This window comes from Brevundimonas sp., assembly GCF_052436175.1.
GTDB lineage: Bacteria > Pseudomonadota > Alphaproteobacteria > Caulobacterales > Caulobacteraceae > Brevundimonas.
The window spans coordinates 18,859-41,278 of record NZ_JBQVNM010000007.1; the positions used below are offsets into that span (position 1 = coordinate 18,859).

Below are 22,420 nucleotides of genomic sequence, written 5' to 3' on the forward strand. Positions count from 1 at the left end.
CCGATGGCCCCCGTACTCCCTCCCACGCCCGAAACCCTGCTGACCAAAGGCTGGTCGGACTACGCCCTGCTGGATTCCGGTCATGGGCGGAAGCTGGAGCGCTACGGCCGCTTCACCGTCGTCCGGCCCGAGCCCCAGTGCTGGTGGGCGCCGCGCGATCCGGCCGCCTTCGACCGCGCCGACGCCGTCTTCGACCCGCAGGACGAGGAAGACGACGGCCGCTGGCGCTTCTCCGGCCGTCCGGTCGAGACCTTCCCCCTGTCCTGGCGCGAGGTGAAGTTCACCGGCCGCTTCACCCCCTTCCGCCACCTGGCCTTCTTCCCGGAGCAGGCGGCCAACTGGGAATGGCTCGATCAGCGCATTCGCACGCTCCAACGCCCCAAGGTCCTGAACCTGTTCGGCTATACCGGCGTCGCCAGCCTCGCCGCTTCGGCCGCCGGCGCGGACGTCACCCATGTCGACGCCTCCAAGAAGTCCGTCGCCTACGCCCGCGAGAACGCCGAACAGTCCGGCCTGGCCGACCGGCCGATCCGCTGGATCGTCGAGGACGCCCGCAAATACGTCGCCCGCGAAGTCCGGCGCGGCTCGAAGTACCAGGGCATCATCCTCGACCCGCCAAAATACGGTCGCGGCCCGACGGGCGAGGTCTGGCGCCTGTTCGAGGACCTGCCGGGCCTGCTCAGGGACTGTGCCGCCCTGCTGGACGACGACGCCTCCTTCCTCCTGCTCAACGCCTATGCTGCGCGTATTTCCGGCATTTCGCTCGCCCACCTGATGGCCGAGGCGACGCACGAACGCGGCGGCCGCATCGACTGGGGCGAACTGGCCCTGTCCGAGGACGCCGACAGGGACGGCGTCGCCGCCCGCGCCATCGGCCTCAGCTTCTTCGCCCGGTGGTCGGCGACATGAGCTTCCGCGAAATCACCTCCCTGACCAATGAAACGGTCAAGGCCGTCCGCGCCCTGCACATGCGCAAGGAGCGCGAGACCACCGGTCTGTTCCTGGCCGAGGGGCTCAAATTCATCGGCGAGGCCCTCGATCAGGGCCGCACGCCGAAGACCCTGCTGGTCGGTATGGAGGCCCGCCCCCACGCCCTGCTGGACCGCGCGAAAGCCGAGACCCTGGCGGCCGGCGGCGAGATCATCGTCGTCACCCACCCCATCCTCGAAAAGATCAGCCGGCGCGAGAACCCCCAGACGGTCCTGGCCGTGTTCGAGCAGCAGTACACGCCGCTGGAAAGCCTGACGCCGCAGTCCGCCCCCTGCTGGGTGGCGCTGGAACAGGTGCGGGATCCCGGCAACCTCGGCACCATCATCCGCACCGCCGACGCGGCCGGGTGCGGGGGCGTCATCCTGATCGGCGACTGCGTCGACCCGTTCTCGGTCGAGGCGGTGCGCGCCACCATGGGCTCGGTCTTCGCCGTGAAGATCGTGCGCACCTCGGTCGCCGAATTCCGCGCCTGGCGTCAGACCTGGCCCGGCAGCGTCGTCGGTACCCGGCTGGACGCCACGACCGACTATCGCGCGGCCGTTCTCCAGCGGCCCTCCCTGATCCTGATGGGCAATGAACAGGCCGGCCTGACCGACGCACTGGCCGCCGCCTGCGACGTCAACGTCAAGATCCCCATGCGCGGCCGCGCCGACAGCCTGAACCTGGCCATCGCGACGGGGATCATGGTCTATGCGGCGACGGACGGGCTTTAGGCCGCCCCCTCGCCCTCCTCGTTCCTCAGCCGCGTCATGGCCCAGAGCGCCAGGGTCGTCAGCAGCGCCGCTCCGGTCAAATAGAAGCCGACGGCGCCCAGCCCATAGGTCTTGCCCAGCCTGGTCGCCACATAGGGCGCCAGCGACGCGCCCAGAATGCCCGCGACATTGAACGCCATCGACGCCCCGGTGTAGCGCACCGCCGCCGGGAAGGGCCGGGCCATGGCCGCGCTCAGCGGGCCGTAGGTGCAGCCCATCAGGGCGAAGCCCACCGCGAAGAAGACCAGAAGCCCGCTCAGCCCCAGGCCGAACAAGGGCCCGATGGCGAAGCCGAACAGGCCGATCCCGATCGAAGCCAGCATCAGCACCCGAAGCTGGCCGTAGCGGTCGGCCGCCAGGGCCGCGATCGGGATGAAGGCCGCGAAGAACAGCACCCCCACCAGCTGGATCGGCAGGATGTCGGCGCGCGCCAGCCCCAGCTCCGTCGTCGCCCACGACAGGCCCCAGACCGTCAGCAGATAGAAGATGACGAAGGTCGTCATCCCGCCCACGGCCCCCAGCACCAGCGCCCCCTTGTAGCGGGCGAACAGGGTCACGACCGGCGCCCGCACCCGCTCGGCCTTGGCGATGACCTTTTTGAACTCGGGCGTCTCGTGGATCTTCAGCCGCACCCACAGGCCGACGAAGACCAGCACGGCGCTGGCCACGAACGGGATCCGCCAGCCCCAGGCCAGGAAGTCCGCCTCGGCCATGAAACTGGTCAGCAGGATGAACGACCCGGTCGACAGGATGAAGCCGATCGGCGCCCCAAGCTGCGGGAACATGCCGAACCAGGCCTTGCGTCCCGGCGGCGCATTCTCGGTCGCCAGCAGCACCGCCCCGCCCCACTCCCCGCCCAGGCCGAAGCCCTGACCGAACCGGCACAGGGCCAACAGAAGCGGCGCGATCACCCCCGCCTGGGCATGGGTCGGCAACAGGCCGATGGCGATGGTCGACAGCCCCATGGTCATCAGGGCCGCCACCAGGGTCGCCTTGCGCCCCACCCTGTCGCCGAAATGTCCGAACACCACCGCCCCGACCGGCCGCGCGAAGAAGGCGATGGCGAAGGTCACGAACGAACTCAGCTGCGCCGCCGCCGGGTCCGTGCCGGGGAAGAACAGCTTTGGAAACACCAGCACCGCCGCCGTGGCGTAGATATAGAAGTCGAAGAACTCGATCGTCGTCCCGATCAGGCTGGCGAACAGCACCCGGGCGTTGGAGGTCTTCGTCGGTTCAGCGGCGGCGTCTGTCATGGTCCCGCTTGGATGGGCGGGGACAGGGGCGGCGTCAAGCGGTCACGTCCCCCTCGGCTTGACCCGGTTCGTCGGCGGGGCCTCGGCGGGGTTCTCGGGCCAGGGGTGGCGGGGGTAGCGGCCGCGCATCTCGGAGCGCACCTCCTTCCACGACCCGCGCCAGAATCCCGGCAGATCCTTCGTCATCTGGATCGGCCACCGCGCCGGCGACAGCAGGGCCAGGGTCAGTGGCGTGCTGCCCCCGCCGACGGTCGGATGGGTCGTGACCCCGAACAGTTCCTGCACCCGGATGTCCACGCGCGGCCCGCCCTCGGCCGAATAGTCGATGGCCGCCGATCCCAGAGGCGTGGCCAGGCGGGCCGGCGCCTGCTGGTCCAGCGCCTGATGCCGGTCCCACGGGATCAGGCGGCGCAGTCCCTCCTCCAGCGCCGCGTCCGGCACGGCGCCCAGCGACTGGACCCGGTCCAGCAGAGGCCACAGCCAGGTCTCCGCCGTTTCGGTCAGGCCCGCGTCCGACACATCCGGCCAGCCGTCCTCGAGCCTCGCCAGAAACGCCAGCCGCGCCCGCAGGGCCGAGGCCCGCTCACCCCATTTGATCGCGCCGATCCCGTCGCGCTCGACCTCGCCACGCAAAGCCTCCGCCAGCCGTTTGGGATCGGCCGGGCCGATCAGCCGGTCCTCCAGCACCACGGCGCCGATGCGGCGGATGCGGTGGACGGTCATCCGTCCCGAGGGCTCGCGCACCACCCGCTCCTCGTCCTCGACCAAGGCCTCCAGATCGGCCGGATCGACCGGCGCCGCCAGCCGGATGCGGTCGCGCGCATCTCCGCCCCCCACCTCGGCCACCGCCAGAAAGGGCTCCCGCGCCAGCAGATCCGTGGGATCGACGAAGGCCCCGCGTCCGGAAGCCAGCAGCACCTCGCCCCCCTTGCCCCGCGCCTTGCCGATCCGCTCGGGGAAGGCGGCGGCGATCAGCCGCCCCGGCTCATGGTCCGAGGCCGTCCCCGCATCGGCCGTGCCGCCCGCGGCCCCTCCCGCCGCTCTGGCCCAACGCTCCGCCAGTTTCACGGCGTCCCGCGCCCGGGGCGACCGGTCGCGATCCAGCCCCTTCAATCTTTCCCGCAGATCGACGTCGTTTCCGCCCAGCCCCGGTTCGGATAGAATGGCGGCGATCCGCGCTCCGAGCGCCGCCTGTCCGTCATCGGCGGCCGTCGCGACCAGATGGGCCAGACGCGGCGACAGCGGAATCCGGGTCAGCCGCCTTCCGTGCGCCGTCAACGCCCCCTGCTCGTCCAGCGCGCCCAGCCGGGTCAGCACATTGCGCGCCTCTGCAAACGCGCCCGCAGGCGGCGGGTCCAGCAGGGCCAGCCCCTCGGCCGACTTCGCCCCCCATCGCGCCAGATCCAGCGCGAACCCGGTCAGATCGGCCTCGCGGATCTCCGGGTTCTGATGCGGAACCAGACCGCGCGTCTGTTCCTCGTCCCACAGCCGGTAGCAGACCCCGGGCTCCGTCCGGCCCGCCCGCCCCATCCTCTGCTCGGCCGAAGACTTGCTGACCCGCACGGTCGCCAGCCGGGTCAGCCCGCCCGCCGGATCGAACCGGGGCACGCGCGACAAACCGCTGTCGACCACCACCCGCACGCCCTGGATGGTCAGGCTGGTCTCGGCGACCGGGGTGGCCAACACCACCTTGCGGCGCCCCGGCGCGGCGGGTTCGATGGCCCGGTCCTGCTCGGCCTTGTCCAGCGCCCCGTAAAGGCCGACCACGTCCACGGCCGGATCGCGCACCTGTTCGGCCAACAGCCGCGCCGTGCGGTGAATCTCCCCCTGCCCCGGCAGGAAGGCGAGGATCGACCCGGTCTCATCCGTCAACGCCTGCCGCACCGCTCGCGCAACAGCGACCTCCAGCCGTTCGGCGGGGTTCCGCCCCAGATAAAGCGGCGTCACCGGAAACGCCCGTCCCTCGGCCTGCACGACCGGAGCGCCCTGCCCGACCTCATCGGCCAGCAGGCGCGAGACCCCGGCGATGTCCAGCGTCGCGGACATCACCAGCAGCTTCAGGTCCGGCCTCAGCAACGACTGGCTGTCCCGCGCCAGGGCCAGCCCCAGATCGGCGTCCAGACTGCGCTCGTGGAATTCGTCGAACAGGACGGCCGCCACCCCCTCCAGCCCGGGATCATCGAGAATCATCCGGGTGAAGACGCCCTCGGTGACCACCTCGATCCGGGTCGTCGGTCCGATCCGGCTCTGCAGCCGGGTGCGATAGCCCACGGTTCCGCCCGCCGTCTGCCCGAGGGTCGAGGCCATCCGGTCCGCCGCCGCCCGCGCGGCGATCCGTCGCGGCTCCAGCACCAGCACCCGACCGTCGCCCCGCCAGGGCTGGTCCAGCAGGGCCAGCGGCACGACCGTGGTCTTGCCCGCCCCCGGCGGCGCGGCCAGCACCACGGCCGGATGCGCCGCCATGGCGGCTGTCAGCTCATCGAGAACGGCATGGATGGGAAGCATCGGGGGCTCAAGTAGCGCGAAGCGCGGTAGCCCGCATCGAATTTGCCAAGGCTTTAGCGGCATGCGGCCGCTTCACGAAAGCGTCGTCGGACGGTCATCCCGCTGATACCGCGTTGCGTCCGCCGATTTCCGTGGTTAGCGTCCGCCCAAACCGGCGCGCCATCAGGGCGGGGGGCCGGGAAAAACACATCGAGGGGTATTATTCATGTGGCGCGTTAAATCGCTAGACGCGATTCTGGCCACGGCCGAGAGGAAGTCTCTCCATCGGTCGCTCGGTCCGGTTCAGCTTACATTGCTCGGCATCGGAGCCATCATCGGCACCGGCATCTTCGTCCTGACCGCGGCGGCCTCTCAGAAGGCCGGACCGGGCATGATGTGGAGCTTCGTCATCGCCGGCGCCGTCTGCGCCGTGGCCGCGCTCTGCTATTCCGAACTGGCCGCCATGGCCCCGGTCTCGGGCTCGGCCTACACCTACACCTACGCCGTCATGGGCGAGCTTCTGGCCTGGATGGTCGGCTGGGCCCTGATCCTCGAGTACGCCGTCGCGGCCTCGGCCGTGTCGGTCGGCTGGTCGGGCTATGTGCTGGGCCTGATCGAGAATGCGCTAGGGTTCGACTGGCCAAACGCCTTACAGGCCGGGCCCGCCTGGAGCATGAACGGCTTCATCCCCAGCCCCGACTTCTCGGCCGGCGTCATCAACGTGCCCGCCATCATCGTGGCTCTGGGCGTGACCTGCCTGCTGATGATCGGCACCACGGAATCGGCCCGCGTCAACGCCATCCTGGTGGCGATCAAGGTCGCGGCCCTGACCATCTTCATCGTCCTGACCCTGCCGGTCATCAAGATGGAGAACTTCACCCCCTTCGCGCCGAACGGCCTGTTCGGCTCGTCCTCGGGCATGGGCATCGTCGGCGCCGCCGCCTCGATCTTCTTCGCCTATGTCGGCTTCGACGCCGTTTCGACGGCCGCTGAAGAGACCAAGAACCCGCAACGCAACGTGCCCATCGGCCTGATCGGTTCGCTGGGCATCTGCACCCTCTTCTATCTGCTCGTGGCCATCGGCGCCGTCGGCGCGATCGGTGCCCAACCCGTCGTCGGCCCGGCCGGCGAAGCCGTCCAGCCCGGCTCGCCCGCCTTCGTGGCGGCCTGTTCGCTGGCTGAAAACGCCAACCGTCTGGTCTGCTCCAACGAGGCGCTCGCTCACGTCCTGCGTGAGATCAACTGGCCCGTCGTCGGCAACGGCTTGGGCCTCGCGGCCATGCTGGCCCTGCCTTCGGTCATCCTGATGATGATCTACGGCCAGACCCGCATCTTCTTCGTCATGGCGCGCGACGGCCTGCTGCCGGAGGGTCTGACCAAGATCCACCCCAAGTGGAAGACGCCCTACATCGTCACCCTGGCCACCGGCATCGCGGTCGCGATCGCGGGCGCCCTGTTCCCGGTCGGTCAGCTGGCCGATATCTCGAACTCCGGCACCCTGTTCGCCTTCTTCATGGTGTCGATCGCCGTGCTGATGCTGCGGGTGAAGGATCCGAACCGCCATCGTCCGTTCAAGACGCCGCTGGTCTGGATCATCGCCCCCCTGTCGGCCGTCGGCTGCCTGGCCCTGTTCTGGAACCTGCCGCACGACGCCAAGCTGGTCCTCCCGATCTGGGGCGGCATCGGCCTGCTGATCTACTTCGCCTACGGCTATCGCAAGAGCCATGTCGGCCGCGGCCTGGTCGAGGTCCACGAAACGGACTCCGACGCCCCGCCGCCGCCGGTGCCCCCGATCTCCTGATCGGCCACCGAACAGACGAAAGGCCCGGGAGCGATCCCGGGCCTTTTTGTTTGCACAAGGCCAAGCTCAAGCAGCGAGCCGCCGCGCGGCGAGCGTTAGCGCTCTAAAAGGATGGTGCGGATGAGAGGACTCGAACCTCCACATCTCTCGATGCCAGAACCTAAATCTGGTGCGTCTACCAGTTCCGCCACATCCGCATTTCGGTAGGCGGCAGCGTCTAGACCGCGCCGCCCGCCGCGTCTAGCCGGGCCATAGGTCTCCCAGCACCGACGGGATCAAATCCGGCAGGTCTTCCGCGATCAATCCCGGCCCGAAGCGACCGGCGGCGTCGGCATGCATCCAGACCGCCGCCCGAGCCGCCTCGAAACTGTCCATCCTCTGGGCGATCAAACCGCCGATCATCCCCGCCAGTACGTCGCCCGACCCTGCCGTGGCCAGCCAAGGGACGCCGTTGTCGTTGACGCCCAGCCGCCCGTCCGGCGCGGCGATGACCGTCTCCCGGCCCTTCAACACGACGACAGCCCCGGCGGTCGCAGCGGCCTTCCGGGCCGCCGCCTCACGGCCCTGGGCCAATAGTCCGGGGAACAGCCGCTCGAACTCCCCCTCGTGCGGCGTCAGGACGTCGTCCCGGTCCAGACAGTCGAACAACTGTCCCGCCCGGCCGCGAAACAGGGTCAGGGCGTCCGCATCCACGACCAGGGCCGCGCCCGTCCGCGACAGGGCGAGCAGGTTCTGCACCGTCGCCTCGGTCAACCCCGCCGCGGGACCGATCACCACCGCGTCCAGCGGCTCGGCCAGCCGGGCCAGTCCCTCGGGTGTGGCGAACTCCGAGACCATGACCGCCTCGACCGCCGCCGCCACGATCGGCGCGGCATCAGGCGGGCACAGCAGCCGCACCAGGCCCGCCCCGATCCGCAGGCCCGCCCGCCCCGCCAGCCGCGCCGCCCCGGTGTTCAGGGCGCCGCCCGACACCACCCCCAGACGCCCCCTCTGGTGCTTGTGCGCGTCCGGGCCCGGCCAGGGCAAAAGCGCCCGCCATTCGTCCGTGGGCGAAGATTTGTCGCGGTCGTGAGGGCTCACCGCTCAATCCCGGTTTCAGGGAAAGGAAAATGCGTCCCGGCCCTTGCCATATGCTGCAATGCGATGTCCTTTTGCTTCCCGAGCGTCCGGTGCATATTCGCGCCGCGTCTCGAGGTCGCCCATGAAGAAGATCGAAGCCGTCATCAAGCCGTTCAAGCTGGACGACGTCAAAGAAGCGCTCCAGGACATCGGCGTCCAGGGCATGACGGTTCTGGAGGCCAAGGGATACGGCCGCCAGAAGGGGCATTCCGAACTCTATCGCGGCGCCGAATACGTCATCGACTTCCTGCCCAAGATCAAGATCGAGGTGGTCGTGTCCGACGACCTCTATCCGGCCGTGGTTGAGGCCATCCAGACCGCCGCCCGCACCGGCAAGATCGGCGACGGCAAGATCTTCGTCTCCGACGTCCACGACGTCATCCGCATCCGCACCGGAGAAACCGGAGCCCAGGCGGTGTAGCCCCTTCACGGCCGGACCCGCCAGGGCCGGCCGCGTCAGTAGTTTCCTCCTCCCCCAAAAACAAAAAAGGAAAACGAGAATGAGCACCGCAGACAAGATCTTGAAAGAGATCAAGGACAAGGACGTCAAATACGTCGATGTCCGCTTCACCGACACCCGGGGCAAGCTTCAGCACGTCACCTTCGACATCGACCTGGTCGACGAGGACTTCCTGAACGAAGGGACGATGTTCGACGGCTCGTCCATCGCCGGCTGGAAGGCGATCAACGAATCCGACATGCTGCTGAAGCCGGACCTGAACCGTTGGTACATCGACCCCTTCTATCAGCAGACCACCCTCTTCCTGTTCTGCGACGTCATGAACCCGGACACGGGCGAACCCTACAACCGCGACAGCCGCTCCATGGCCAAGAAGGCCCTGGCCTATGTCCAGTCGGCGGGCGTCGGCGACACGGTCTTCTTCGGCCCGGAAGCCGAATTCTTCATCTTCGATGACGTGCGCTGGACGACCCAGCCGCACAACACCGGCTATGCCTACGACTCGACCGAACTGCCGGCCAATACGGGCGCCGAATACACCGAGGGCAACATGGGCCACCGCCCGGGGCCCAAGGGCGGCTACTTCCCCGTCAACCCGGTCGACTCGGGCCAGGACCTGCGCGGCGAAATGCTGGGCGTCATGAAGGATCTGGGCCTGGATCCCGAGAAACATCACCACGAGGTCGCTCCGGCCCAGCACGAGCTGGGTCTGAAGTTTTCGGACCTGCTGACCATGGCCGACCGGCTTCAGCTCTATAAGTACGTGATCCACAACGTGGCCCACGCCTATGGCAAGTCGGCCACCTTCATGGCCAAGCCGATGTTCGCCGACAACGGCTCGGGCATGCACGTCCACATGTCGATCTGGAAGGACGGCAAGCCCCAGTTCGCCGGCGACAAATACGCCGGCCTGTCCCAGGAATGCCTCTGGTACATCGGCGGCATCATCAAGCACGCCAAGGCCATCAACGCCTTCGCCAACTCCACCACCAACTCCTACAAGCGTCTGGTGCCCGGCTACGAAGCCCCGGTCAAACTGGCCTATTCGGCCCGCAACCGCTCGGCCTCGATCCGTATTCCGTGGGTCTCCTCGCCCAAGGCCAAGCGTCTGGAAGCCCGCTTCCCCGACCCGATGGGCAACCCCTACTTGACCTTCGTGGCCCTGCTGATGGCCGGTCTGGACGGGATCGAGAACCGCATCGATCCGGGCGCTCCGGCCGACAAGAACCTCTACGACCTGCCGCCCGAAGAGCGCGGCTCGATCCCCGAGGTCTGCGGCAGCCTGAGGGAGGCCCTCGACAGTCTCAGCGCCGACCGCGCCTTCCTCAAGAAGGGCGGCGTCATGGATGACGACTTCATCGACAGCTACATCGAGCTGAAGATGGAAGAGGTCATGCGTCTCCAACTCCACCCGCACCCGGTCGAGTTCGACATGTACTACAGCTGCTGATCCTTCCGATCAGAGGCTGAACACGAAGGGCCGGACGCGCGATCGTCCGGCCCTTTTTCGTGGCCTGCACCTGGGTCGGATCGTCGCTCCGCGCCCCCGTCGCGCAACCGCCCCCTGCCCCGTTCGTTGACTGGTCCCCCGCAACATTCGGAGCACCGACATGAAACTTCCCAAAGGCGCCCTCGTCGCCGTCGTCGACGGTGAAAAGCTGGCCCTGTTCGAGAACACGGGGCAGCAGGACATCCAACTGAGCGCGAAACCGACCCCCGACATAGCCGAGCGCGCCTCGGGCGCCGCAGGCCGCATTTCCAGCGAGGCCAACCCCGACAACGACACCCAGGCCGAGGACGGATTCGCCATGGGCGTGGCGGACGTGCTCAACAAATGGGTGCTGACCAACAAGGTTGAAGACCTGTTCGTCATCGCTGCGCCCAAGACCCTGGGGCAGCTCCGCAAGGCTTGGCACAAAGAGACCGAAGGCCGGCTGGTGGGCGAACTGGCCAAGGATCTGACCGGCCACTCGACCGATCAGATCGCCGCCGCGATCGAAAAGGCCTGATGACGGCCAGGCCGGGGGCTAGATCACGCCCTCGGCCGCATCGGCTTTCTTCTTGCGCATCTCGATGATGCGGACGCACCAGATCGAGACCTCGTAGAGCAGGCACATGGGGATGGCGAGCATCAGCTGGCTGATGGGATCGGGCGGCGTCACCACGGCGGCGATGGCGACCACGGCCACGATGGCGTAGCGCCGACCCTTGGCCATCAGCTCGGACGAAATGATCCCCGCGAGCCCCAGCAGGGTCATGACCACCGGCAACTGGAAACACAGGCCGAAGGCCAGAATCAGCGCGGTCGCCAGGTTCATATAGTCCGACACCGTCGCCAGCAGATTGGCGGCGACCCCGTCCTGGTTGATGCTCTGCCCCAGCGAGAACAGCATCACGAACGGCAGCATGACGACATAGACCAGGGTCGCGCCCAGCAGGAACAGCAGGGGCGAGGCGATCAGGAACGGCAGGAAGGCCCCGCGCTCATTGCGATACAGACCCGGCGCCACGAACCGGTACAGCTGGAAGGCGATCACCGGGAAGGCCAGGACGATGCCGCCCAACCCCGCCAGCTTCATCTTCACGAACAGGATTTCCAGCGGCGCGGTGTAGATCAGCTGCACCGCCTTGCCGTCGCCGGGCAGGGGCTGCAGTCCCAGCATCGCCTGGATCAGGTGCAGCGGATTGACATGGGTTCCGTTCGCCGCGGCGTGGAATGCGGCCGCCGTCTGGAAAGGCTTGACCAGGAACACATACAGCGGCCCGGCGAAATAGAAGCAGACGATGAAGGCCAGGATGAAGGCCACGACACAGATCATCAGCCGCTTCCGCAGCTCGATCAGGTGGTCCATCAGGGGCGCGCGGGAAGCCTCGATCTCCGCGTCGGGATCATAGGCGCTCACAGGTCCACCGCCTTCTTGCGGCTGGCCCGAGGCTTGGCGGCGGCCTTGGCCGGTGCCGCCTTGGTCGCGGTCTTGGCGGCCGGCTTGGCGGCGGACTTCGCGGCGGTCGTGCGTTTGGCCCTGGGCTTGGCGGGCGCCGGGGTCGAGGTGTCCACGACCGCGCCGGTGTCGACCGGCCATTCGGTCGGCGCCGGGACCATGACGGGCTCGGACGCCGCTTCGGCCGTCGTGGCGGTCTGGGGCGCCGGATCGAACAGAGGCCGGTCGAACTCGGACTTGATGTCGGCGAAGGCCGCGTCAGCCTCGGCGCCCAGGCGAACCGGATTGCCGCTTCTCAGGGCCTCGACCTCCTTGCGCAGGTCGTCCAGCTCGGACTGGCGGGCCATGTCGTCGAAGCTGGCGCGGAATTCATTGGCCATGCCCCGCGCCTTGGCGACCCATTTGCCGAGCTCGCGCAACAGGCCGGGCAGACGCTCCGGTCCCACGACCAGAAGCGCCACAATGCCGATCACCAGCCACTCGCCGCCCCCGATGCCGGGACCCAGGCCACCCATAGTCTCAGACCCTTCGCCTCAAGCGATTCAGGGAAGCGAACTAGCGCTTCAGCTCTTCCTTTTCCGCGTCGGTGCGCGGCAGGGAGGATACGCCGTCATGCGGGCCGTCCTTCTTCTCCTCGTCCTTCAGCCCGTCCTTGAACGCGCGGATGCCTTTGGCGGCGTCGCCCATGATGTTGGACAGCTTGCCCCGGCCGCCAAACAGGACGACCACGATCACGGCCACGATGGCCCAGTGCCAGATGCTGAAGCTGCCCACGGCGAACTCTCCTATGGGCGGCGCGGCGCCGCCCGATCCAAATCTTCGACCGCCATATAGGCGACCCTGTGGCCTTGCGGCAATCGAATGCGTCATCACGACCTCGTCGTGTTGCCGCGAATCCAGGCGGTCAGACCTTCGATGTCGACCTCGCTGGCCGCGACCCCGAGCATGACCTCGGTTGCAGACGACTGCGACGCCGTCAGACGCAGACCATTCCGAAGCAGGAAGACGGCCATGGCGACGAACGCCGCCCGCTTGTTGCCGTCCACGAACGGATGATTCTTGGCGATCGCGACCGCATAGTTCTCGCCCAGAACCGTTACATCCTCCTGACCCTCGTAGTGGAAGCTGTTGATTGGCCGCTGCAGCGCCGAATGCAGAAGCCCCGCGTCGCGAACGCCCTGAGGGCCACCCGTCAGGGCGATGACCTCGTCATGCGCCAGCTTCACCGCCTCGGCGTCCAGCCAGGTGGGTTCACCCATGTCAGCGCGCCAGCGCGTCCAGCGTCTCGCGGTAGTCGGCCATGATCGACCGCGCCAATTCGAGCTGGCGCTGCGTCTCGCCTTCAGCCCCGCCCACCGACACGGCGGCCTCATCGACCGTCAGCGTGTCGCCCAGCGTCGCGCCCAGCTTGGCCAGCACGGCGTCGTCCAGAACAATGGCCTTCTTACCGGCGACTTCTTCGATCTTCAGATGGATCATGGCGGCTCTCCTGAATAGGAAGATAGCGCATCCCCGAGTCGCCACCAACTCACTCGGGTTCCGGCGCGCTCTTCCTCTTCCCGTTCACCAGTATCGGCCCACCTTGACCCAAGTCATCATCCACACCGACGGCGCCTGCAAGGGCAATCCGGGCCCCGGCGGCTGGGGGGCGATCCTGCAATCGGGCGGCAAGACCAAGGAAATGCACGGCGGCGAGCGGGACACGACCAACAACCGCATGGAGCTGACCGCCGCCATCATGGCGCTGGAGGCGCTGAAGCGCCCGTGTCAGGTCGATCTGCACACCGACAGCAAGTACGTCATGGACGGGATCACCAAGTGGATCCACGGCTGGAAGTCCCGCAACTGGCGCACGGCCGAGGGCAAGCCGGTCAAGAACGACGACCTTTGGAAACGCCTCGACGTCGCCCGCGCCCGGCACCAGGTCAAGTGGCATTGGGTCAAGGGCCACGCCGGGCACGAACTCAACGAACGCGCCGACCAGCTGGCCAATCTCGGCGTCGCCGAGCTGAAAGGCTAGACGGCCCGCACCTTCAGGGCCGGACCGACGGCGCTTTCGACGATCACGCTTTCGCCCACGGGCGGCGCCTCGCCGCTGATCTCGGCCGCCCATTCCGCGCCGGAAACGAAGACCCGCCCACGACCATCGACGAAGGCTTCGACCACCCGGGCACGCTGGCCGATCAGCCGGGCGTCGCGGTCGTTGATGTCCGGGGCGCCGTCCGGATTGACCCGCTTCACCAGTCGGTTCGACGCCAGGGTCAGGACGATGGTCAGGGCCGCGAACATCCCCGCCTCGCCCCAGAAGCCGAACCTCAGACCCACGGCCGTCAGGACCGCCACAACGCCCGCCGCCACCGCCGGCCACAACAGCCATTCGGTCGACAGGGCCGCCTCTATGGCCAGCAAGGCCACGCCCAGCGCCAGCCAGAACCAGAAGGGCTGGGACGCATAGAGATCAAGCACGTTCTGCATCGCCCCCTCCCCGGGTCAGCTTGTCGGCGGAACCGCGCCGCCGCGCGGCGCGGTGCGTGACGGCGGCGCCGGCGCACGCGACGCGGACCGTTCGGCCTGCTGGGTTCTGGCCAGGCCGACCAGTTCCCCGACCCCGGCCAGCGTCCCGACAAGGCCGCTCATCTCGGCCGGCACGATGACCGTCCGCTGCTGCGGGCTGCGGGCCAGTTCGGCGAAGGCCTCGACGTATTTCTGGGCGACGAAGTAGTTGATGGCGTTGACGTCGCCACGGGCGATGGCCTCGGACACCATGGCGGTGGCCTTGGCCTCGGCCTCGGCTTCGCGTTCGCGGGCCTCGGCGTCGCGGAAGGCGGCCTCCTTGCGGCCCTCGGATTCGAGGATGGCGGCCTGTTTGGCGCCCTCCGCGCGGGTGATGGCGGCCTGTTTCTCGCCGTCGGCCTCGGTGACCACGGCGCGACGTTCGCGCTCGGCCTTCATCTGCCGCGCCATGGCGTTGGTGATGTCCGACGGCGGTGTCAGGTCCTTGATCTCAATCCGGTTGGCCTTGACGCCCCACGGCTCGGTCGCCGCGTCGATGACGTGCAGCAGCCGGGTGTTGATGGCGTCGCGCTGAGACAGCACCTCGTCCAGCTCCATCGACCCGACCACGGTCCGCAGGTTGGTCATGCACAACTGGCTGATGGCGTAGGTCAGGTCGTCGACGCGATAGGCGGCGGCGGCGGCGTCCATGACCTGGATGAAGACGATGCCGTCCACCTTCACTACGGCGTTGTCCTTGGTGATGACCTCCTGCTGGGGCACATCCAGCACCTGCTCCAACATGTACATCCGCCGGCCGATGAGCTCGACGAACGGCGTCAGGATGCTGATGCCGGGCTTCAGGGTCTTGGTGTACTTGCCGAACCGTTCGACCGTGAACTCCCGGCCCTGCGGCACGATCTTGACCACGCTGAACAGCAGGATGATCGCGAATACGATCAGGACGCCGACGAACCACACCATGAACTCACCTCCCGTTTGCCGCCCAGCTTACGACGCCCGCCCGGGTCGCGCCACGAAAACCGGCCGCCCGCGACCCTGCGGTATCTGACGATCGCGTCAGATCATCCGGCGATCATGGCCCGGGCGGCGATCAGGATGCGCCGCGTCTCCCCCCACGCCACCCTCGCCAGGGCCTCTTCGAACGGCAGAAACGTCGCCTCGGCCGCATCATCCCCCGCCACGGGCTCTCCGCCCGTCCACCGCGCCGCATAGTCGATCAGCACGTAATGCCGCCCCGCGTCGCGAAAGATCCCGTCCACCACGTCGATCAACCCGACCAGTTCGGCGACGACGCCCGTCTCCTCGGCCAGTTCGCGCAGAGCCGCCTCGCGCACGCCTTCCCCGGGTTCGATCCGCCCGCCGGGCAGGCTCCATTCACCGAGCCTGGGCGGCTGGCCCCGTCGAATCAGCAGGACCGCGTCGCCGCGAAAACAGACCACGCCGACGGCGGGAACGGGCGGACTCATGGGCGAAACGGGCATCAGGGATCGGATCCGGGCGAAAACCTTGCACCCACCCTAGCTTTCGCCTTTCGCCGAGCCGAGGGCTTTGCGAAAAGGACGCCATGGACTCCCCCTCCTCTCCTCCCGTCGATCCCGTCGTCATCGACGCGCTGAAGGCCGCGCTCGGCCCGGGCGGCTGGACCGAGGACGCCTTCGAGATCGCCCCCCACCTGACCGAATGGCGCGGCCGCTGGACCGGCCACACCCCCATCCTGCTGACGCCCCAGACCACCGAGGCCGTCGCGGCGGCGGTTCGCATCTGCGCCGAGGCCGGCGTGGCCATCACCCCTCAAGGCGGCAACACCGGCCTGGTCGGCGGCCAGATCCCTTTCGGCGAGGTCCTGCTCTCGACGAAGAAGCTGCGCCGCGTCCGCGACGTCACGCCCCTGGACGACGCCATGACGGTCGAAGCGGGCGTCACCCTGCTGGAGGCCCAGCAACAGGCCGCCGCCGCTGGACGCTACTTCCCGCTCAGCCTCGCGGCCGAGGGGACGGCGACCATCGGCGGCAATATCTCGACCAACGCCGGCGGCACCCAGGTGCTGCGCTACGGCATGATGCGCGACCTGGTGCTGGGCATCGAGGCGGTCATGCCGGACGGCGAAATCTTTCATGGCCTGAAGCGCCTCAGGAAGGACAACACCGGCTACGACCTCAAACAGCTGCTGATCGGGGCCGAGGGCACGCTCGGGATCATCACCGCCGCCACCCTCAAGCTCTTCCCCATCATGCGGTCGCGCGCCGTGGCCATCGTCGGGATCGACAGCCCTGCCGCATCCATCGAACTGCTCGAGCGCGCCCGCGCCGAGACCGGCAGCGGCGTCGAGGCCTTCGAGCTGATGAAGCGGATGGGGATGGAGTTCGTCCTCAAACACATCCCCGACACCCGCGAGCCGCTGGACACGACCCCGCCTTGGTACGTGCTGATCGAGCTGGCCGACGGCGCGCCCGGCGGGGCCGAGGCGGCGATGGAGCGGGTGCTGGAGGCCGCCTTCGAGGCCGGGCTGATTTCCGACGCCGCCATCGCCCAGAACGACGGCCAGCGCGCCGAGTTCTGGCGCCTGCGCGAGGAGCATTCGGCGGCGCTGAAACCCGAGGGCGGCGGCTGGAAGCACGACGTCTCCGTGCCCATCTCCCGCATCCCCGACTACATCGACGAGGCCGGCGCGGCGGTGGAGGCCTTCCATCCCGGCGCCCGCGTCTCGGTCTTCGGCCACATCGGCGACGGCAACCTCCACTACGACATCCTGCCGCCCGAGGGCGCCGAGGTCGCGCCCTTCATCGCCCGGTGGAAGGAAGGCTCGGCCGTCGTCCACAGCGTCGTCGGCCGTTACCACGGCTCCATCTCGGCCGAACACGGCCTGGGCCGCCTCAAGACCGAGGAGGCGCGGGGCTACAAGACCCCGCTGGAGATCGCGACCATGTCCGCCGTCCGCGCCGCCATCGACCCCAAGCGGATCATGAACCCCAAGGTGCTGTTCTGATGCGCCGCCGAAGCTTCGCCGGGCTGATCGCCGTCGCCGCCGTCGCCGTGACCGCGCCTGCCATGGCCCAGACCACGATCCTGCCGCCGCCGCCCTTCGACGATACGGCCGAGCGCGCCGCCATCCTGACCGTCATCGCCGACATGCAGGCGGCGTGGAACCGGGGCGACTATCGCGGCTACATGCAGGGCTTCAAGAACCCCGGCGTGATCTTCGTCTCCGGCGGCCGCATCAAGGACGGCTGGCAGGGGGCATTGGACGAGTACATCCGCAACTACGGCCCCACGCCCGAATCGCGCGGCGAGCTGACCTTCTCGGACATGACGGTGGAGTTCCTCGCCCCCGACGCGGCCCAGTTGATCGGCCGCTACCGCCTGATCCGCCCCGAGAACTCCATGGAGGGGATTAACACCCGCCTCTTCCGCAAGATCGACGGCCGCTGGGTGATCGCCCTCAACCACGTCTCGGCCCATCCGATCGAGACACCCTGATCGCGACCTTCGAACCCATGCGGTTCAAATCGTCGCCGAAGCAGCCTATGTGGCGGGCTAACGAAGGAGCCGCGCCTTGCTGATTGTCCTGTCCCCGGCCAAGCGGCTGGATTTCACCGAGACCGATCCGGCTCTGCCGGCCACGGCGCCGCGCTTTCACGACGACATCGTCAGCCTGTCCAAGACCGCCCGACGCCAGACCCAGGCCGACCTGCGCCGCCTGATGGGGATCTCGGCCGACCTCGCCAAGCTCAATCAGGAACGCTTCAAGGCCTTCGACGCCGACAAGACCGACGAGGGCGTCCAGGCCGTCATGGCCTTCGCTGGCGACGTCTATCAGGGGCTTCAGGCCCGCGATCTGGACCGCGCCTCCCTCGACTGGGCCCAGAACCGGTTGCGCATCCTGTCCGGCCTCTACGGCCTGCTGCGTCCGCTCGATCGCATCCAGCCCTATCGTCTGGAGATGGGCGTCCGGCTCAAGACCCGGCGCGGCGCCAGCCTCTACGACTTCTGGGACGACCGGATCTCGAAACAGCTCAACGCCGATGCGGAGGGCCACGCCCATCCCGTCCTCATCAACCTGGCCAGTCAGGAGTATTTCGGCGCCGTGGACGCCAAGGCGCTGAAACTGCCCGTCGTCACCCCGCACTTCCGCGAGGAAAAGGACGGCGAGAGCCGCATCATCTCCTTCTTCGCCAAGAAGGCGCGCGGCCTGATGGCGCGCTGGGCCATCGACCGCCGTGTCGAGAACCCCGAAGATCTCAAGGCCTTCGAGGTCGAGGGTTATCGCTTCAACAAGGCGGCGTCAGGCGACCGCGACTGGATATTCACCCGATCGGGAAATTCCTGATTCCCCCGTCGCCTTCGCACTCGCACTCGCCTAAGCTGGGCTGAAAAGCAGAAACCACCCGGAAGCGTCCCCCTCATGTCCCAGTCGAGCCCCGACGCCGTGTCATCACCCGCCTATCGCAGCCCTGAAGACCTCAAGGGTCAGGTCGCCGTCATCACCGGCTCGACCTCCGGCATCGGCCTGGCCCTGGCCGAGGCCGTGGCCGCGCGCGGCGGCGACGTGGTGCTGAACGGCCTGGGCGATCCGACCCAGATCGAGGCGACCCGGGCGAAACTGGCCGCCGACCACGGCGTCCGCGTCCTCTATCACGGCGCCGACATGACCCACGGCGATCAGGTCGCCGACATGGTCGCCTACGCCCATCGCGAGCTCGGCCGCCTCGACATCCTGGTCAACAACGCCGGCATCCAGCACGTCGACCCGGTCGAGACCTTCCCCACCGACAAGTGGGAGCAGATCCTGGCCATCAACCTGTCGTCGGCCTTCTACGCCACCCGGGCCGCCATCCCGATCATGAAGGCCCAGGGGCGTGGCCGGATCGTCAACATGGCCTCGGCCCACGGTCTGGTCGCCAGCCCGTTCAAGGCCGCCTATGTCGCGGCCAAGCACGGCGTCGTCGGCCTGACCAAGACGATCGCCCTCGAACTGGCGCGCGACGGAATCACCTGCAACGCCATCTGCCCCGGCTTCGTCCATACCCCCATCGTGGACAAACAGATCGAGGATCAGGCCCGGGTCAACAACATGCCGCGCGAACAGGTGATGGAGGACATCATCCTCGCCAAACAGCCGTCCAAGGAATTTATCACGGTCGAACAGCTGGTCGGCTGCTTCCTCTACATCGTCTCCGACGCCGGCGCGGGCGCCAGCGGGACCACCTTCTCCATCGACGGCGGCTGGACCGCCCAATAGCCGACTGACCGGGGGTTCATGGCGCTCTTCACCCGCAAGACCTCCGCCCCGGCAGCCAGGTCGAAGACAGCCCCGCCGACCGGCAAACGCCCGATCTGCCTCGCCCTTCAGGGCGGCGGGGCCCACGGCGCCTTCCAGTGGGGCGTGCTGGACCGGCTGCTGGAGGACGACCGCCTCGACATCCGCGCCGTCTCCGCCGCCTCGGCCGGAGCCATGAACGGCGCGGCCCTGATCTCCGGACTGGCGACCGGCGGCGCAGAGGGCGCACGCGCCGCACTCGACACCCTCTGGCGCGAGACCAACCGCTCGGGCGGCAAGAACGTGTTCGGCGACAGCGCCATCTGGAGCGCCGCCCTGACGCCCGGCTGGATCAAGGACAGCCCCATGTGGCGCTCCATGGAGACCCTGGCTGGCTCCATGAGCCCCTATGAATTCAATCCCTTCAACCTCAATCCTCTGAAACGGGTTCTGGAGGATTCGATCGATTTCGAAGCCGTCCGCACGTCGAAGGTGAAGTTCTTCGTCGCCGCCACCCAGGTCCGCCACGCCCGCGCCCGGATCTTCACCTCGCCGGAGATCACCGATCAGGTGCTGATGGCCTCGGCATGCCTGCCCCACCTGTTCCAGGCCGTGGAGATCGACGGCGAGCCCTACTGGGACGGCGGCTACCTCGCCAATCCGCCGCTCTGGCCCCTGTATGAGGGCGACACCCCCGACGACATCCTGCTGATGACCCTCAACCCGTTCGAGCGGGCCGAGACGCCCCGCGCCGCCGGCGACATCATGGACCGGATGAACGAGATCGCCTTCTCGGCCCCCCTGACCGCCGAACTCCGCGCCGTCGCCTTCATGCAGGAGTTGTTCGAGGAAGGCCGCCTGACCGAGGACGCCCGCGGCCGCTATCGGAACGTCCGCATGCACGCCCTCGAGGCCGACGGCTGGCTCGACGACCTGACCGCCGCCTCCAAATTCAACACCGAATGGACCTTCCTCAACCGCCTGAAAGCCAAGGGCCGCGAGGCGGCGGAGGAATGGCTGGGATCCTGCCTCGACGCCGTGGGCGTGAGGTCCAGCGTGGACCTCCAGGCCCGGTTTTCGTAGGCCCTGTCCCCCCAAGCTTCGCTTGGGGAGGACAGGATCACCGCCTTACTTCGACATCCACGGCCGGGATTTGCCCGCCGCGATCTTGGCCGCCTGCTCGCGCTGGAATCGCCCCCCGCGCGGCGGCTTGGCCCGGGCTTCGAGAGCCGCTTTCTTCAGGCGCAGGGCGCGCTGAACGGGGGTTTCGCCCGGAATTTCGGCCGCAGGTTCGATGGCGGGCGTGTCGTCTGAGGTGCTCATGCGCCGACCCTAGCACGGCCAGCCTACAACGCCCCTACCCCACGAATCCCGCCGCCCTGCGCAGCCGGTCGTTGATCGCCTCGCCCAGCCCGGTCGTGGGCACCGCCGCCACCGCGATCCCCACCGGCTTCTCCCGGTCCGCCTCGCGCAGCAGCCGGAACAGATTCGCCGCCGCCTCGCGCAGGTCTCCGCTCGCGCTCAGGCTCCAGCGCGGATCGCCGACGCCGGGCCCGAAGCCCAGCAGGATCTCGCCCGCCGTCGCCGCCTCCGCCTCGATCCGCACCGGGGCGTCCGGTGCATAATGCAGGGCCAGCCGCCCCGGCGAGCGATGTCCCTCCCCGCCCCCGCGATCCAGCGGCCCGACCAGGGCCTCCAGCTCCTCGGCCGTCACCGCCCCCGGCCGCAACAGGGCGACCCGTCCGTCCAGCACCGACACCACCGTGCTCTCCACCCCCACGGCGCAGGGCCCGCCGTCCACGGCTGCCGCCGCCGCCGCACCCGTCTCCTCCACCGCATCCGCAAACGTCGTCGGACTGGGACGCCCCGAGCGGTTGGCCGAGGGCGCCACCACCGTCCCGCCAAAGGCGTCGATCACCGCCCGCGCCCGCGCATGGCCCGGAACCCGCACCGCCACGCTGTCCAGTCCCGCCCGCGCCAGATCACAGACCGCCACCCGATCCCGAGCCGGCGCCACGATGGTCATCGGCCCCGGCCAGAAGGCGTCGGCCAGAGCCCGCGCCCGCGCGTCGAACACCGCGACCCGCTCCGCCGCCGCGGCATCGGCGACATGGGCGATCAGGGGGTTGAACCGCGGCCGTCCCTTGGCCTCGAAGATCGCGGCCACCGCGTCCGCATTGGCGGCATCCGCCGCCAGGCCATAGACCGTCTCGGTCGGCAGGATCACCAGCCCACCCGCCGCCAGGGCCTCCGCCGCCTGACGGTCGGAAGCGCTCACGCCCAGCCCCTCATGGCCGACGCGGAATGATCGGGATCATCCGGTGCAGCACATTGTCCCGATCCAGAAACTGGTGCTTCAGCGCCGCCAGCACATGCAGGGCGATCAGGACATAGAGCCCCTTCATCACCAGCCCGTGCAGCCCCATCAGGCTGCGAGCGGCCTCTCGCCCGCCCTCGACCGGCAGCAGGGGCCATGGGAACAGGCCGAACCATTCGATCTCGCGCCCGCCCGCCGAGGACGCCAGCCAACCCGTCATCGGCATGGCGATCAATAGGACATAGAACAGGACATGCACGGTCCGCGCCGCGACCTTCTCCCAGGTCGGCGTGCCCGGCGGCGCCGGCAGGGCGGGGTTCATCAACCGCCAGCCGACCCGCACCAAGGTCAGGACCAGGATGGAGAGCCCCACCGACTTGTGCCAACCGATATAGGGGTCAGGGGCGCCGTCCGGGGCGCCCTCGTGCAGGGTGATCAGACACACCTGCGCCAGAACCAAGGCCGCGATGCCCCAGTGCAGCACCAGAGACACGGTCGAATAGCGGTTGCGGGGCTCGGCCATGGGCG

26 protein-coding genes and 1 tRNA gene are annotated in these 22,420 nt (G+C 68.4%); 12 read left to right on the forward strand and 15 right to left on the reverse strand.

All coding sequences use genetic code 11. The features are described from left to right. The first annotated feature begins 3 nt into the window (after window positions 1–3). Window positions 4–909, forward strand: coding sequence for a class I SAM-dependent methyltransferase (locus tag ACT6QK_RS03065; RefSeq protein ID WP_444596339.1), 906 nt, complete (start codon window positions 4–6; stop codon window positions 907–909). After that, complete coding sequence (locus ACT6QK_RS03070) at window positions 906–1,703, forward strand: TrmH family RNA methyltransferase (RefSeq protein WP_444596340.1); 798 nt, start codon at window positions 906–908, stop codon at window positions 1,701–1,703. Before ACT6QK_RS03065 ends, ACT6QK_RS03070 begins: the two co-directional genes overlap by 4 nt. Here ACT6QK_RS03070 and ACT6QK_RS03075 read toward each other — a convergent pair. Together ACT6QK_RS03075 and hrpB are read right to left on the reverse strand one after the other, a co-directional pair. Beyond that, window positions 1,700–2,995 (reverse strand): MFS transporter, encoded by a 1,296-nt coding sequence (locus tag ACT6QK_RS03075; protein ID WP_444596341.1) that lies wholly within the window; start codon window positions 2,993–2,995, stop codon window positions 1,700–1,702. The genes ACT6QK_RS03070 and ACT6QK_RS03075 overlap by 4 nt on opposite strands. A 42-nt stretch (window positions 2,996–3,037) precedes the next feature. Beyond that, window positions 3,038–5,500, reverse strand: coding sequence for an ATP-dependent helicase HrpB (gene hrpB / locus ACT6QK_RS03080; RefSeq protein WP_444596342.1), 2,463 nt, complete (start codon window positions 5,498–5,500; stop codon window positions 3,038–3,040). Window positions 5,501–5,705: 205 nt separating this feature from the next. Between hrpB and ACT6QK_RS03085 the strand changes: the two genes are divergently transcribed. Then, window positions 5,706–7,280, forward strand: coding sequence for an amino acid permease (locus ACT6QK_RS03085; protein ID WP_444596343.1), 1,575 nt, complete (start codon window positions 5,706–5,708; stop codon window positions 7,278–7,280). A gap of 112 nt (window positions 7,281–7,392) precedes the next feature. On the opposite strand, the gene ACT6QK_RS03090 is transcribed toward ACT6QK_RS03085, so the two are convergent. Both ACT6QK_RS03090 and ACT6QK_RS03095 read right to left on the reverse strand, forming a co-directional pair. Then, window positions 7,393–7,477, reverse strand: a tRNA-Leu gene (locus ACT6QK_RS03090). Between the two features lie 43 nt (window positions 7,478–7,520). After that, a complete protein-coding gene (locus tag ACT6QK_RS03095; RefSeq protein WP_444596344.1) occupies window positions 7,521–8,360 on the reverse strand; it encodes an NAD(P)H-hydrate dehydratase in 840 nt (279 codons plus the stop codon). A gap of 121 nt (window positions 8,361–8,481) precedes the next feature. Between ACT6QK_RS03095 and ACT6QK_RS03100 the strand changes: the two genes are divergently transcribed. From ACT6QK_RS03100 to ACT6QK_RS03110, 3 genes are all read left to right on the forward strand, one after another. Next, window positions 8,482–8,820, forward strand: a complete 339-nt coding sequence (locus ACT6QK_RS03100) for a P-II family nitrogen regulator (protein ID WP_444596345.1) — start codon at window positions 8,482–8,484, stop codon at window positions 8,818–8,820. A 79-nt stretch (window positions 8,821–8,899) separates the two neighbouring features. After that, on the forward strand, window positions 8,900–10,309 hold the full coding sequence (glnA, locus tag ACT6QK_RS03105; RefSeq protein WP_444596346.1) for a type I glutamate--ammonia ligase: 1,410 nt from the start codon (window positions 8,900–8,902) through the stop codon (window positions 10,307–10,309). A 160-nt stretch (window positions 10,310–10,469) separates the two neighbouring features. After that, window positions 10,470–10,868, forward strand: coding sequence for a host attachment family protein (locus ACT6QK_RS03110; protein WP_444596347.1), 399 nt, complete (start codon window positions 10,470–10,472; stop codon window positions 10,866–10,868). An 18-nt stretch (window positions 10,869–10,886) separates the two neighbouring features. Here ACT6QK_RS03110 and tatC read toward each other — a convergent pair whose 3' ends face one another. From tatC to ACT6QK_RS03135, 5 genes are all read right to left on the reverse strand, one after another. Further along, a complete protein-coding gene (tatC, locus tag ACT6QK_RS03115; RefSeq protein ID WP_444596397.1) occupies window positions 10,887–11,711 on the reverse strand; it encodes a twin-arginine translocase subunit TatC in 825 nt (274 codons plus the stop codon). Window positions 11,712–11,758: 47 nt separating this feature from the next. Continuing rightward, a complete protein-coding gene (tatB, locus tag ACT6QK_RS03120; protein WP_444596348.1) occupies window positions 11,759–12,316 on the reverse strand; it encodes a Sec-independent protein translocase protein TatB in 558 nt (185 codons plus the stop codon). A gap of 40 nt (window positions 12,317–12,356) precedes the next feature. Next, window positions 12,357–12,575 (reverse strand): twin-arginine translocase TatA/TatE family subunit, encoded by a 219-nt coding sequence (locus ACT6QK_RS03125; RefSeq protein WP_444596349.1) that lies wholly within the window; start codon window positions 12,573–12,575, stop codon window positions 12,357–12,359. 95 nt (window positions 12,576–12,670) lie between these two features. Then, window positions 12,671–13,060: a type II toxin-antitoxin system death-on-curing family toxin gene (locus tag ACT6QK_RS03130; protein WP_444596350.1), complete on the reverse strand. Its 390-nt coding sequence runs from the start codon at window positions 13,058–13,060 to the stop codon at window positions 12,671–12,673. A gap of 1 nt (window position 13,061) precedes the next feature. Further along, a complete protein-coding gene (locus tag ACT6QK_RS03135) occupies window positions 13,062–13,280 on the reverse strand; it encodes a hypothetical protein (RefSeq protein ID WP_444596351.1) in 219 nt (72 codons plus the stop codon). Between the two features lie 103 nt (window positions 13,281–13,383). Here ACT6QK_RS03135 and rnhA point away from each other — a divergent pair, with 103 nt between their 5' ends. After that, window positions 13,384–13,821 (forward strand): ribonuclease HI, encoded by a 438-nt coding sequence (rnhA, locus tag ACT6QK_RS03140; RefSeq protein WP_444596352.1) that lies wholly within the window; start codon window positions 13,384–13,386, stop codon window positions 13,819–13,821. Here the strand turns inward: rnhA and ACT6QK_RS03145 are convergent. The 3 genes from ACT6QK_RS03145 to ACT6QK_RS03155 all read right to left on the reverse strand — a co-directional run bounded on the left by ACT6QK_RS03145 (window position 13,818) and on the right by ACT6QK_RS03155 (window position 15,784). Next, the gene (locus ACT6QK_RS03145; protein ID WP_444596353.1) at window positions 13,818–14,276 is read right to left on the reverse strand and encodes an NfeD family protein; all 459 of its coding nucleotides are present in this window, start codon (window positions 14,274–14,276) and stop codon (window positions 13,818–13,820) included. The genes rnhA and ACT6QK_RS03145 overlap by 4 nt on opposite strands. A 15-nt stretch (window positions 14,277–14,291) precedes the next feature. Continuing rightward, on the reverse strand, window positions 14,292–15,278 hold the full coding sequence (locus ACT6QK_RS03150; RefSeq protein WP_444596354.1) for an SPFH domain-containing protein: 987 nt from the start codon (window positions 15,276–15,278) through the stop codon (window positions 14,292–14,294). A 101-nt stretch (window positions 15,279–15,379) separates the two neighbouring features. Next, entirely contained in the window at window positions 15,380–15,784 is a 405-nt protein-coding gene (locus ACT6QK_RS03155) for an NUDIX hydrolase (RefSeq protein ID WP_444596398.1), read from the reverse strand. 98 nt (window positions 15,785–15,882) lie between these two features. Between ACT6QK_RS03155 and ACT6QK_RS03160 the strand changes: the two genes are divergently transcribed. The 5 genes from ACT6QK_RS03160 (at window position 15,883) to ACT6QK_RS03180 (ending at window position 20,658) form a co-directional block, all read left to right on the forward strand. Then, on the forward strand, window positions 15,883–17,304 hold the full coding sequence (locus tag ACT6QK_RS03160; RefSeq protein ID WP_444596355.1) for an FAD-binding oxidoreductase: 1,422 nt from the start codon (window positions 15,883–15,885) through the stop codon (window positions 17,302–17,304). Then, window positions 17,304–17,795, forward strand: a complete 492-nt coding sequence (locus tag ACT6QK_RS03165) for a YybH family protein (protein WP_444596356.1) — start codon at window positions 17,304–17,306, stop codon at window positions 17,793–17,795. Before ACT6QK_RS03160 ends, ACT6QK_RS03165 begins: the two co-directional genes overlap by 1 nt. 76 nt (window positions 17,796–17,871) lie before the next feature. Next, window positions 17,872–18,645 (forward strand): peroxide stress protein YaaA, encoded by a 774-nt coding sequence (yaaA, locus tag ACT6QK_RS03170; protein WP_444596357.1) that lies wholly within the window; start codon window positions 17,872–17,874, stop codon window positions 18,643–18,645. Between the two features lie 75 nt (window positions 18,646–18,720). After that, window positions 18,721–19,557, forward strand: a complete 837-nt coding sequence (locus ACT6QK_RS03175) for a 3-hydroxybutyrate dehydrogenase (protein WP_444596358.1) — start codon at window positions 18,721–18,723, stop codon at window positions 19,555–19,557. A gap of 18 nt (window positions 19,558–19,575) precedes the next feature. Then, on the forward strand, window positions 19,576–20,658 hold the full coding sequence (locus ACT6QK_RS03180) for a patatin-like phospholipase family protein (protein WP_444596359.1): 1,083 nt from the start codon (window positions 19,576–19,578) through the stop codon (window positions 20,656–20,658). A 45-nt stretch (window positions 20,659–20,703) separates the two neighbouring features. Here ACT6QK_RS03180 and ACT6QK_RS03185 read toward each other — a convergent pair whose 3' ends face one another. Genes ACT6QK_RS03185 through ACT6QK_RS03195 form a run of 3 tightly spaced genes read right to left on the reverse strand, consistent with a single transcriptional unit; the run spans window position 20,704 to window position 22,415 of the window. Next, window positions 20,704–20,898 (reverse strand): hypothetical protein, encoded by a 195-nt coding sequence (locus ACT6QK_RS03185; protein WP_444596360.1) that lies wholly within the window; start codon window positions 20,896–20,898, stop codon window positions 20,704–20,706. A gap of 34 nt (window positions 20,899–20,932) precedes the next feature. Then, window positions 20,933–21,853 carry an L-threonylcarbamoyladenylate synthase gene (locus tag ACT6QK_RS03190; protein ID WP_444596361.1) on the reverse strand — a complete coding sequence of 307 codons (921 nt, stop codon included), beginning with the start codon at window positions 21,851–21,853 and terminating at the stop codon, window positions 20,933–20,935. 10 nt (window positions 21,854–21,863) lie between these two features. Continuing rightward, window positions 21,864–22,415 (reverse strand): cytochrome b, encoded by a 552-nt coding sequence (locus ACT6QK_RS03195; protein WP_444596362.1) that lies wholly within the window; start codon window positions 22,413–22,415, stop codon window positions 21,864–21,866. Window positions 22,416–22,420: the final 5 nt, after the last annotated feature.

Bases quoted from the DNA above. Each gene is read 5' to 3' on its own strand.
- ACT6QK_RS03065 (WP_444596339.1), top strand. From the start codon at position 4: ATGGCCCCCGTACTCCCTCCCACGCCCGAAACCCTGCTGACCAAAGGC.
- ACT6QK_RS03070 (WP_444596340.1), top strand. From the start codon at position 906: ATGAGCTTCCGCGAAATCACCTCCCTGACCAATGAAACGGTCAAGGCC.
- ACT6QK_RS03075 (WP_444596341.1), bottom strand. From the start codon at position 2,995: ATGACAGACGCCGCCGCTGAACCGACGAAGACCTCCAACGCCCGGGTG.
- hrpB (WP_444596342.1), bottom strand. From the start codon at position 5,500: ATGCTTCCCATCCATGCCGTTCTCGATGAGCTGACAGCCGCCATGGCG.
- ACT6QK_RS03085 (WP_444596343.1), top strand. From the start codon at position 5,706: ATGTGGCGCGTTAAATCGCTAGACGCGATTCTGGCCACGGCCGAGAGG.
- ACT6QK_RS03100 (WP_444596345.1), top strand. From the start codon at position 8,482: ATGAAGAAGATCGAAGCCGTCATCAAGCCGTTCAAGCTGGACGACGTC.
- glnA (WP_444596346.1), top strand. From the start codon at position 8,900: ATGAGCACCGCAGACAAGATCTTGAAAGAGATCAAGGACAAGGACGTC.
- ACT6QK_RS03110 (WP_444596347.1), top strand. From the start codon at position 10,470: ATGAAACTTCCCAAAGGCGCCCTCGTCGCCGTCGTCGACGGTGAAAAG.
- tatC (WP_444596397.1), bottom strand. From the start codon at position 11,711: ATGGACCACCTGATCGAGCTGCGGAAGCGGCTGATGATCTGTGTCGTG.
- tatB (WP_444596348.1), bottom strand. From the start codon at position 12,316: ATGGGTGGCCTGGGTCCCGGCATCGGGGGCGGCGAGTGGCTGGTGATC.
- ACT6QK_RS03130 (WP_444596350.1), bottom strand. From the start codon at position 13,060: ATGGGTGAACCCACCTGGCTGGACGCCGAGGCGGTGAAGCTGGCGCAT.
- ACT6QK_RS03135 (WP_444596351.1), bottom strand. From the start codon at position 13,280: ATGATCCATCTGAAGATCGAAGAAGTCGCCGGTAAGAAGGCCATTGTT.
- ACT6QK_RS03145 (WP_444596353.1), bottom strand. From the start codon at position 14,276: ATGCAGAACGTGCTTGATCTCTATGCGTCCCAGCCCTTCTGGTTCTGG.
- ACT6QK_RS03150 (WP_444596354.1), bottom strand. From the start codon at position 15,278: ATGGTGTGGTTCGTCGGCGTCCTGATCGTATTCGCGATCATCCTGCTG.
- ACT6QK_RS03155 (WP_444596398.1), bottom strand. From the start codon at position 15,784: ATGAGTCCGCCCGTTCCCGCCGTCGGCGTGGTCTGTTTTCGCGGCGAC.
- ACT6QK_RS03160 (WP_444596355.1), top strand. From the start codon at position 15,883: ATGGACTCCCCCTCCTCTCCTCCCGTCGATCCCGTCGTCATCGACGCG.
- ACT6QK_RS03165 (WP_444596356.1), top strand. From the start codon at position 17,304: ATGCGCCGCCGAAGCTTCGCCGGGCTGATCGCCGTCGCCGCCGTCGCC.
- ACT6QK_RS03175 (WP_444596358.1), top strand. From the start codon at position 18,721: ATGTCCCAGTCGAGCCCCGACGCCGTGTCATCACCCGCCTATCGCAGC.
- ACT6QK_RS03180 (WP_444596359.1), top strand. From the start codon at position 19,576: ATGGCGCTCTTCACCCGCAAGACCTCCGCCCCGGCAGCCAGGTCGAAG.
- ACT6QK_RS03185 (WP_444596360.1), bottom strand. From the start codon at position 20,898: ATGAGCACCTCAGACGACACGCCCGCCATCGAACCTGCGGCCGAAATT.
- ACT6QK_RS03195 (WP_444596362.1), bottom strand. From the start codon at position 22,415: ATGGCCGAGCCCCGCAACCGCTATTCGACCGTGTCTCTGGTGCTGCAC.